We start from the raw sequence: 9,413 nt of genomic DNA, 5'->3' as shown, positions 1-9,413 counted from the left end.
GCCCGGGGGGTTGCGGGGCGGCGACGCCGCGAAGGGCGCGCCACCGGGCTCAGGCGGCGTGCCTGCGCGCCTTGGCCAGCTTCTTGCGCACCATCTCGCGCTTGAGCGGCGAGAGGTAGTCCACGAACAGCTTGCCTTCCAGGTGGTCCATCTCGTGCTGGATGCAGGTGGCCAGCAGGCCCTCGGCGGCCATCTCCTGCTGCCTGCCCTCGCGGTCGAGGAAGCGCACGACGATGGTGTCGGCGCGGGTCACGTCGGCATAGATGCCGGGGACCGACAGGCAGCCTTCCTGGTAGACCCGCTCGCCCTGGCGCTCCAGGATCTCCGGGTTGATGAACACCATCGGCGCCGACTTGTCCTCGCTGGTGTCGATGACCATGAACCGCAGGTGCTGGTCGACCTGGGTGGCGGCCAGGCCGATGCCCGGGGCGTCGTACATGGTCTCGAACATGTCGTCGACCAGGCGCTGGAACTCCGGCGTGGTGACCTGCGCCGGCTCGACCTGGGCGGCCTTGGTGCGCAGGCGCGGATCGGGGAACTCGAGGATGGGCAGCAGGGCCATGGTGGGCGCTCCGGGGGAGGGACAGCAGGGTTGGGCCGGTCCTGGCCGGCCTGATATCGCCAATTCTAGCGCGGATGCTTGCGCTGGGACCGGGTTTCTGGACTATAGTCCGCGAACCTGTTGGGGAATCAGGCGGATTTCAATCATGCTCACGCGTCTTCGGACGGCCCTCGCCGTCGCGATGCTGACTGTCGCTACCTATGCACTGGCGGTTGAATCCGCCGGTTCTCACCCGGATACCTATGTGGTCCAGAAGGGGGACACCCTCTGGGACATCGCCGGCCGCTTCCTGAAGAAGCCCTGGCTGTGGCCGGAAATCTGGCAGGCCAACCCTCAGGTGGCCAACCCGCACCTGATCTACCCGGGTGACGTGCTCAGCCTGGCCTACCTGGACCGCCTGGCGGTCGAGCCGGGTCCGCGCGAGGAGGCCCCGGTCGGTGCCGTGCCGCTTTCGGACATCGAGCCGTTCCTGAAGAACCTGCGCGTGGTGGACTCGTTCGAGCACCTGCCGTACGTGGTCGCCTTCGAGGACAACCGCCTGCGCGGCAGCGCCGGCCACGCCGCCTACGTCCGCAACCTCGCCAGTGCCGAGGTCGGCCAGCGCTACGCCGTGGTCCGCCCGACCGTGCGCTTCGCCCAGCCCCGCAACACCCAGGACCTGCTGCCCACCGGCCGCACGACCCCGGGCGACGGTTCGCTGTGGAAGGAATACGTGCCGCCGACGGACCGCAACGAGTTCCTCGGCTACGAGCTGGCCCAGGTCAACGTCGGCACCATCACCGCCGCGCCGGCCGGCGACATCCAGGTCGCGACCCTCACCCTCGAGGACAGCAACGGCAAGGAAGTTCGCCCCGGCGACCGCCTGATCCCGGTCGAGGCCCAGCCGTACGACCTGCAGTTCTTCCCGCACGCCCCGGCGCAGATGCCGGCGGAACTGCGCGTGCTGGCGGTGGCCGATGCCATCTCCTCCGGCGGTCCGCGCGACGGGATCGCGCTGTCGGCCGGCGCCCCCGACGGCATCGACAACGGCACCGTGGTCTCGCTGTGGCGTAACAGCACCCGCGTCAACGACCGCGTGACCGGTGGCGCCACCTCGCGCATGGACGACCGCTTCACCGGTGGCGGCGTCGCCCTGCCGGAGGAGTACGCCGCGCACGCGATGGTGTTCCGCACCTTCGACAAGGTCAGCTACGCCCTGGTGATGGACGGGGTGAAGCCGGTCCGCATCGGCTACAGCGCCCGGCACCCGGACGCCCAGTAAGGCGGACAATTCCTACGCTCCAACGCGACGGCGCCCGAGGGCGCCGTCGCCGTTTCCGGGCCACGATGGACCCATGTCCGTGGCCTCCCCCGCATCACCGCCAGCCTTCCCCGCACTGGAAGCCGGCCTGCGCCTGGCGCTGGCCGGCGGGCCGCGTGCGCCGAGGCGGGCTCTGCTGGAGGCGGGAGCCGGGGCCTTCCCGGACCCGGAGCTGGCGGCCCGCCTGGCGGCCGTTCCGGAGCCCCTGCTTGAACGCTGCCAGGCCTGGCTCGCCCGCCCCGGCCACCACTTCCTGGCCTGGAACGACCCGCGCTACCCGCCCCTGCTGCGGCAATGCCCGGATGCGCCGGTGGGCCTGTTCGTGGCCGGCGACCCCGACCATCTGTGGCGGCCCGCCGTGGCCCTGGTCGGAAGCCGCGCGGCCAGCGCCGGCGGACGCGACAATGCCCGCGGCTTCGCCCAGGCGCTCTGCCGCGCCGGCCTGGCGGTGGCCAGCGGCATGGCCGCCGGCATCGACGGCGCGGCCCATGCGGCGGCGCTGGACTGCGGGGGCGTGACCGTCGCCGTCCTCGGCACCGGCCCGGACCTGCCCTATCCGCGCCACCATGCCGGCCTGATGGAGCGGGTGGCGGCCGACGGCGCGGTGGTCAGCGAGCACCCGCCGGGCACGCCGCCGCGCCCGGCGCATTTCCCCGCGCGCAACCGGATCATTGCCGCGCTGGCGCTCGGGACCGTGGTCGTGGAGGCGGCCCTGCGCTCGGGTGCCCTGATCACCGCCCGACTGGCCGCCGAGTACGGGCGCGAGGTCTTCGCCCTGCCCGGCTCGATCCACAACCCGCAGGCACGCGGCTGCCACCGCCTGATCCGCGACGGCGCCCAGCTGGTCGAGGCGCCGGCTGAAGTGCTGGCCGGGATCGCCAGCCTGGCCGGTCGCCTGGCCCGGGAACTGGCGCCCCCACCATCCCCGGCACCGCCCGGCCCTCACGAGACGGCCACTGGCGAGCGTGATGACCACGACAAGTTGTGGAAGGCACTGGGCCATGACCCAATCCCTATGGATGTGCTGGCTGAACGGACCGGATTGACGCCCGCCACCCTGTCGTCCATGCTGCTGGCCATGGAACTTGACGGGCGCGTCGTGGTGGAACATGGCCGCTATGCGCGCAGGTTCACCGGCGGCGGAGTCGCCGCCTGACGGCAACGGATGGCCTGGCCACGCCCGTGGTTCCCCACCCACCGCGCCCCGCCAGGGCGCAGGCCGAGGGCAATGAAAGAAAGCATCCTGGACGTCCTGCTCTACCTGTTCGAACACTACATCGCCGACGATGCGGACACCCTGCGCGACCGTGATCCGCTGCAGGCCGGCCTGATCGAGGCCGGTTTCACTCCCGCCGAGATCGCCAAGGCCTTCGACTGGCTCGACGGCCTTGCCCAGCAGCGCCCGAGCGCGGGCGAGCCGCGCTGCAATGGACCGGTGCGCGTGTTCCATGGTCCCGAGCTGGACAAGCTGGACGTGGAGTGCCGCGGCTTCCTCGCCTTCCTCGAACAGCAGGGCGTGATCGATGCCGCCCAGCGCGAACTGGTGGTGGACCGGGCCATGGCCCTGGACCAGGACGAACTGGACCTGGACGACCTCAAGTGGGTGGTGCTGATGGTGCTGTTCACCCAGCCCGGTGCCGAGGCCGCCTACGCCTGGATGGAAACCCAGATGTTCGGCGAGGAACCCGAGCCGGTGCACTGACGCCCGCTGCTCCCGCAACGCCACGGAAGCCGGCCTCGCGCCGGCTTCCGTGCGTCTGGAGGTTAAGGTAACGTGATGACCGGATTTTCCGGGGACACGAATGGACTGGTATTGCGCCACTGCCGACGGGCAGCGGCATGGCCCGGTGCAGGCCTCGCAGCCGCGCGAACGGACGGATATCGGCTCAATCGGGTCGGTGCAGCGCGATGGCGTGGCGCCGCGGCAGACCCTGGCTGAAGCCGCGGCCGAACCGGGCCTGTACGCGTCGCCGGACGCCTGCCGTCGCCGCGCCCCCGCGCAGGCCACGTCCTCGCCCGCGCGTGGCTTCGACCCGGCGCCCTCCAGCACGCTTGCCACTGCCTGCCGGCAGGCCTGGCTGCCGTCCACGGCGCCTGCCGGCCGGCCTGCCGCCGGGCCGCGGGCGATGCGGCCGGGACCTGTGAGGCCTTGCGCAAGGCCACGCCAGCGGACCCTGGGGGCCGTGCTGCCGCCGGTCATCTTCTTCGTCGACGGGATGGGGTACGGCGTGACAAGGGATCTGCTGCAATGACCGACTGGTACTACGCCCTCGACGGGCAGCGGCACGGGCCGGTGCAGGCCGCGGAGCTTGCAGGGCTGGCCCGGAGCGGCGCGATCGCGCCGCAGACCCTGGTGTGGCGCGATGGCCTTGCCCAGTGGAGCCCGCTGTCGGCCATGGCCGGCGAGCTGGGACTGGGCAACGTGCCTCCGCCCCTGCCGCGCACGCCACCGGTAGCCGTCGCCCCGCCACCGCCACGTGGGCGCAGCGGCTGCATCCTCGCCGTGGCCCTCATCGGTGGCGGGCTGTTCCTGGTGTTGGCGCTGGGGATCCTGGCGGCGATCGCGGTGCCCGCCTACAACGACTACACGCTGCGCTCGACCGCGGCGGCCGCCATCAACGAGGCGCGCGTCCACCAGCCTGTGGTGGTGGCGTTCCTCGGGGAGCACGGCCGCTGCCCGACCAACGACGACGAGGGCTTCGGCCCGGCCACCGACTACGCCGGCCCGCACGTCGCCTCGATCCGCTTCGGCGAGTTCGAGGAAAGCACGCTGTGCGGCATGGTCGCCACCATCCATGCACCCGGCCGCGGAAAGCTGGACGGGGAGCCGGTGTGGCTGGAATACAACGCCGCCGTCGAGACCTGGCTGTGTTCGTCGGCCGTGGAAGACCGTTACCTGCCCCATGAATGCCGCGGCTGACGCGGCAAACGAAGGATACGCACGCATGACCCAGTGGTATTACGCCGATCACACCCCCCAGCAGCAGGGCCCGGTCGCGGCCGGCGACCTTGCCCGCCTGTACCACGAAGGCCAGGTCGACGATGCCACCCTGGTGTGGCGCGAAGGCCTGCCGGAATGGCAGCCGCTGGCCGGCTTCACCGGCGAACTCGGGCTCGACGTGGTCGGACCGCCGGCGCCCCCGGCCCCCGCGCCGGCAGCCGCCGCGGCACCCGCTCCCGCCACGGAGCCGCCCCCGGCGACCCCGGCACAGGAACCGGCGCTGCAGCTGGAGCCGATGGCCGCCGCCACGACGGAAACCCGCCCCACCGACGCGCCCGTGGCCGAGACCTGGATCGTGCCCGAGCCCGCCAGGCCGTATACCCCGTACAACGCACCGGCATCCAGCGGCCACGAGGCGGCCGCGCCGGCGTTCCAGGGCGAGATCGTGCTGGCCGGCTTCTGGAAGCGCGTGGCCGCCTACCTGGTGGACAGCCTGATCGTCGGCGTGGTGGGCGGCATGATCGGCTTCGTGCTCGGCCTGTTCGCGCTCCCGCTGGCCATGGCCGGTGACGAATCGGGTGCGGGGGCCGTCCTGGTCCAGCTGGCCATCCAGCTGGTGTCGATGGCCATCACCGCCGCCTACTACGCCGGCTTCCATGCCTCCCGCGGCGGCGCCACCCCCGGCAAGATGCTGATCGGCATCAAGGTCGTCCGTACCGACGGCAACCGGATCAGCGTGCTGCGCGGCGTCGGCCGTTACTTCGGCGCCCTGCTGAGCGGCCTGGTGCTGTGCATCGGCTACCTGATGGCCGCGTTCACCGAGCGCAAGCAGGCCCTGCACGACATGCTGTGCGACACCCTGGTGGTCGACAAGTGGGCCTTCACCGAGCATCCGGAGTGGCAGCGCCGCGAGCTGGGCACTGCCACCATCGTCGTCCTGGTCCTCGGCGGCCTGATGATGGTGGTCGGCCTGCTGATGGTGGTCGCGGTGATCGGCGCCCTGGCCTCGTTCGCCGGCTGAGCCCCCGCCCGGCCGGCTTGACACGGCCGGTAGGGCATGATTCACCTATAAAAAGGAAAGCTGGCCGGCGCCCGGGGGTCCCACCCCCGGGCGTCGCCGCCTATGGGGAACACGTTCTTCACGCGTTCTGCCGCACGTTCCGGTCCCGGATGGACCGCTGCCCTGTCTGGTTCACACATGCCCAAGCACCTCCTCATCGTCGAGTCGCCCGCCAAGGCCAAGACGATCAACAAGTACCTCGGCAAGGACTTCACCGTCCTGGCCTCCTACGGGCACGTCCGCGACCTGGTGCCGAAGGAAGGCGCGGTCGATCCGGAGCGCGGCTTCGCCATGCGCTACGACCTGATCGAGAAGAACGAGAAGCACGTCGAGGCGATCGCCAAGGCGGCCAAGGCGGCGGACGACATCTGGCTGGCCACCGACCCGGACCGCGAGGGCGAGGCGATCAGCTGGCATATCGCCGAGATCCTGAAGGAACGTGGCCTGCTGGACGGCAAGCCGCTGCGCCGGGTGGTGTTCACCGAGATCACCCCGCGCGCGATCAAGGAAGCCATGAACCAGCCGCGGACCATCGCCGGCGAGCTGGTGGACGCCCAACAGGCGCGCCGCGCGCTGGACTACCTGGTCGGCTTCAACCTCTCCCCGGTGCTGTGGCGCAAGGTGCAGCCGGGCCTGTCGGCCGGCCGCGTGCAGTCGCCGGCGCTGCGCATGATCGTCGAGCGCGAGGAGGAGATCGAGGCGTTCAAGGCGCGCGAGTACTGGAGCATCGGCGCCGAGCTGGCGCATCCGGCGCAGCCTTTCTCGGCCAAGCTGGTGAAGCTGGACGGGCAGAAGTTCGAGCAGTTCACCATCACCGACGGCGAATCGGCCGAAGCCGCGCGCCTGCGCATCCAGCAGGCCGCCGCCGGCGCGCTGCACGTCACCGACGTGGCCAGCAAGGAACGCAAGCGCCGCCCGGCGCCGCCGTTCACCACCTCGACCCTGCAGCAGGAGGCCTCGCGCAAGCTCGGCTTCACCACCCGCAAGACCATGCAGGTGGCGCAGAAGCTGTACGAGGGCGTGACCCTGGGCGACGAGGGAACGGTCGGCCTGATCAGCTACATGCGTACCGACTCGGTGAACCTGTCGCAGGAGGCCGTGGCCGAGATCCGCGACGTGATCGCCCGCGACTACGGCACCGCCTCGGTGCCGGACAAGCCCAACGTCTACCAGACCAAGTCCAAGAACGCGCAGGAAGCGCACGAGGCGATCCGCCCGACCTCGGCCCTGCGCACCCCGGCCTCGATCGCCCGCTTCCTCACCGACGACGAGCGCAGGCTCTACGAGCTGGTGTGGAAGCGCGCCGTGGCCAGCCAGATGGTCCCGGCCACGCTCAACACCGTCTCGGTCGCCCTGGCCGCCGGCAGCGAGCACGTGTTCCGCGCCAGCGGCACCACCGTGGTGTTCCCGGGCTTCCTGGCCGTGTACGAGGAAGGCAAGGACACCAGGACCGCCGAGGACGAGGACGAGGGCCGCAAGCTGCCGCCGCTCAAGCCCGGCGAGCGCGTGCCGCTGGACCGCATCCACGCCGACCAGCACTTCACCCAGCCGCCGCCGCGCTTCACCGAGGCGGCCCTGGTCAAGGCGCTGGAGGAGTACGGCATCGGCCGTCCCTCGACCTACGCCTCGATCATCCAGACCCTGCTGTTCCGCAAGTACGCGGAGATGGAAGGCCGCGCGTTCAAGCCCACCGACGTGGGTCGCGCGGTGAGCAAGTTCCTGTCCGGACACTTCACCCGGTACGTGGACTACGACTTCACCGCCAGGCTCGAGGACGAGCTGGACGCGGTCTCGCGCGGCGAGGAGGAATGGGTGCCGCTGATGGAGCGGTTCTGGGGCCCGTTCAAGGAACTGGTCGAGGACAAGAAGGAATCGCTGGACCGCACCGACGCAGGCAGCTCGCGCTCGCTGGGCATCGATCCGAAGAGCGGCAAGGAAGTCAGCGCGCGCATCGGCCGCTTCGGCCCGATGGTGCAGATCGGCACGGTCGAGGACGAGGAGAAGCCGAAGTTCGCCTCGCTGCAGCCGGGCCAGAGCATCTACTCGATCACCCTGGAGGAGGCGCTGAAGCTGTTCGACATGCCGCGCAACCTCGGCGAGAGCGACGGCCAGCAGGTCAGCGTCGGCATCGGCCGCTTCGGCCCCTTCGTCAAGCGCGGCAGCACCTACGCCTCGCTGAAGAAGGAGGACGACCCGTACAAGATCGACCTGGCGCGCGCGGTGTTCCTGATCGAGGAGAAGGAAGAGATCGCGCGCAACCGGATCATCAAGGAGTTCCCCGGCAGCGACATCCAGGTGCTCAACGGCCGCTTCGGCCCGTACATCAGCGACGGCAAGCTCAACGGCAAGATCCCCAAGGATCGCGAGCCGTCCTCGCTGACCCTGGAGGAGGTGCAGCAGCTGCTGGCCGAGACCGGCAAGCCGGCGCGCCGCGGCTTCGGCGCCAAGAAGGCCCCGGCGAAGAAGGCTGCGGCGAAGAAGGCCGCCGCCGAGGACGCCGCGCCGAAGAAGGCTCCGGCAAGGAAGGCGGCTGCAAAGAAGGCCCCGGCAAGGAAGGCCGCGTCCCGCCCCACGGCCGACGACGCCCCGCCCTTCTGATCCTCCGCTCCCCGGCACAGGCCCGCCCCGCGCGGGCCTGTCCATTTCCGCCTCCGGATCCGGCTGACACAGACGGGCGCAGGGGCATCCCGAACCGCCGATCACGCCCCCCGTACTACCATCCGCGCATGGACAACACCCTCGACATCGCCGCGGCCATCGACCTGGTCCGGCGCGGCGGCGTGATCGCCTATCCCACGGAAGCGGTCTGGGGCCTGGGCTGCGACCCGGCCAACGAAGCGGCCGTCCTGCGCCTGCTGGAGATCAAGCAGCGTCCGGTGGAGAAGGGCCTGATCGTGGTCGCGGCGGGACTGGGGGCGGTGCGCCCCTGGCTCGCCCGGGCCCAGTTGCCCGCCGGGCGCATGACCGAGGTCTGCGCCAGCTGGCCGGGACCGAACCCCTGGGCGATCCCGGCCACGCCGCTGGCGCCGCCGTGGGTTACCGGCAGCCACCGCAGCCTGGCCGTGCGCGTCAGCGCCCATCCGGTGGTGGTCGCCCTGTGCGAGGCCCTGGGCGGGCCGCTGGTGTCCACCAGCGCCAACCTCGCCGGACAGCCGCCGGCCTATTCGCGCGGCGAGCTGGATCCGGCGCTGCTGGCCGGCATCGACGGCGTCGTCGGAGGCCAGACCGCCGGCCTGGACCGGCCCACGCCGATCCGCGCCGCCCTGGACGGCAGCGTGCTGCGCGGCTGAGCCCATGCGCCGCAACGCAACGGCCACCACGCATCCCGCTCCCCGGACCATGGCTCCGGCGCCGGGTGCGGTGGCCATGGCGCGCCTGGCGCTGTGCTGCCTGCTGCTCGCCGCCGCATCCGGCCAGGCAGCCGGACCCGGCAAGGTCACCATCTACCGATGCACCGCCAGCGATGGCACGGTCAGCCTGGGCAACACGCCGTGCGCCGAGGGCCAGCGCGGCGAACAGCGGATGATGCAGCGCCCGCAGGACCCGCCGG

Annotated in this window: 10 protein-coding genes; 9 read left to right on the top strand and 1 reads right to left on the bottom strand. The window is 71.3% G+C overall.

Translation table 11 applies throughout. The features are described from left to right. Positions 1-49 precede the first annotated feature (49 nt). Positions 50-562, bottom strand: a complete 513-nt coding sequence (def, locus tag CSC68_RS15550) for a peptide deformylase (RefSeq protein ID WP_162204510.1) — start codon at positions 560-562, stop codon at positions 50-52. Positions 563-707: 145 nt separating this feature from the next. Here def and CSC68_RS15545 point away from each other — a divergent pair, with 145 nt between their 5' ends. The 9 genes from CSC68_RS15545 to CSC68_RS15505 form a co-directional block, all read left to right on the top strand. Continuing rightward, positions 708-1,823 (top strand): LysM peptidoglycan-binding domain-containing protein, encoded by a 1,116-nt coding sequence (locus CSC68_RS15545; protein ID WP_162204509.1) that lies wholly within the window; start codon positions 708-710, stop codon positions 1,821-1,823. 73 nt (positions 1,824-1,896) lie between these two features. Next, on the top strand, positions 1,897-3,018 hold the full coding sequence (gene dprA, locus CSC68_RS15540) for a DNA-processing protein DprA (RefSeq protein ID WP_162204508.1): 1,122 nt from the start codon (positions 1,897-1,899) through the stop codon (positions 3,016-3,018). Positions 3,019-3,090: 72 nt separating this feature from the next. Beyond that, on the top strand, positions 3,091-3,564 hold the full coding sequence (locus CSC68_RS15535) for a DUF494 family protein (protein WP_162204507.1): 474 nt from the start codon (positions 3,091-3,093) through the stop codon (positions 3,562-3,564). Positions 3,565-3,664: 100 nt separating this feature from the next. Continuing rightward, the gene (locus CSC68_RS15530; RefSeq protein ID WP_162204506.1) at positions 3,665-4,114 is read left to right on the top strand and encodes a hypothetical protein; all 450 of its coding nucleotides are present in this window, start codon (positions 3,665-3,667) and stop codon (positions 4,112-4,114) included. After that, positions 4,111-4,782 carry a GYF domain-containing protein gene (locus tag CSC68_RS15525; protein WP_162204505.1) on the top strand — a complete coding sequence of 224 codons (672 nt, stop codon included), beginning with the start codon at positions 4,111-4,113 and terminating at the stop codon, positions 4,780-4,782. The genes CSC68_RS15530 and CSC68_RS15525 overlap by 4 nt, the downstream gene beginning before the upstream one ends. 25 nt (positions 4,783-4,807) lie before the next feature. Beyond that, positions 4,808-5,824, top strand: a complete 1,017-nt coding sequence (locus CSC68_RS15520) for an RDD family protein (RefSeq protein WP_162204504.1) — start codon at positions 4,808-4,810, stop codon at positions 5,822-5,824. Between the two features lie 177 nt (positions 5,825-6,001). Further along, entirely contained in the window at positions 6,002-8,461 is a 2,460-nt protein-coding gene (locus CSC68_RS15515; RefSeq protein ID WP_162204503.1) for a DNA topoisomerase I, read from the top strand. Between the two features lie 128 nt (positions 8,462-8,589). Beyond that, positions 8,590-9,153, top strand: a complete 564-nt coding sequence (gene tsaC, locus CSC68_RS15510) for an L-threonylcarbamoyladenylate synthase type 1 TsaC (protein ID WP_162204502.1) — start codon at positions 8,590-8,592, stop codon at positions 9,151-9,153. A gap of 4 nt (positions 9,154-9,157) precedes the next feature. Continuing rightward, the coding region (locus CSC68_RS15505; RefSeq protein WP_246193635.1) for a DUF4124 domain-containing protein at positions 9,158-9,413 on the top strand (256 nt) is incomplete at its 3' end.

Origin of the sequence: Pseudoxanthomonas suwonensis, from assembly GCF_010093235.1 — a bacterium.
GTDB classification, from domain to species: domain Bacteria; phylum Pseudomonadota; class Gammaproteobacteria; order Xanthomonadales; family Xanthomonadaceae; genus Pseudoxanthomonas; species Pseudoxanthomonas suwonensis.
This window is presented reverse-complemented; position numbering and strand designations above follow the sequence as displayed.

Bases quoted from the DNA above. Each gene is read 5' to 3' on its own strand.
- def (WP_162204510.1), bottom strand. From the start codon at position 562: ATGGCCCTGCTGCCCATCCTCGAGTTCCCCGATCCGCGCCTGCGCACC.
- CSC68_RS15545 (WP_162204509.1), top strand. From the start codon at position 708: ATGCTCACGCGTCTTCGGACGGCCCTCGCCGTCGCGATGCTGACTGTC.
- dprA (WP_162204508.1), top strand. From the start codon at position 1,897: ATGTCCGTGGCCTCCCCCGCATCACCGCCAGCCTTCCCCGCACTGGAA.
- CSC68_RS15535 (WP_162204507.1), top strand. From the start codon at position 3,091: ATGAAAGAAAGCATCCTGGACGTCCTGCTCTACCTGTTCGAACACTAC.
- CSC68_RS15530 (WP_162204506.1), top strand. From the start codon at position 3,665: ATGGACTGGTATTGCGCCACTGCCGACGGGCAGCGGCATGGCCCGGTG.
- CSC68_RS15525 (WP_162204505.1), top strand. From the start codon at position 4,111: ATGACCGACTGGTACTACGCCCTCGACGGGCAGCGGCACGGGCCGGTG.
- CSC68_RS15520 (WP_162204504.1), top strand. From the start codon at position 4,808: ATGACCCAGTGGTATTACGCCGATCACACCCCCCAGCAGCAGGGCCCG.
- CSC68_RS15515 (WP_162204503.1), top strand. From the start codon at position 6,002: ATGCCCAAGCACCTCCTCATCGTCGAGTCGCCCGCCAAGGCCAAGACG.
- tsaC (WP_162204502.1), top strand. From the start codon at position 8,590: ATGGACAACACCCTCGACATCGCCGCGGCCATCGACCTGGTCCGGCGC.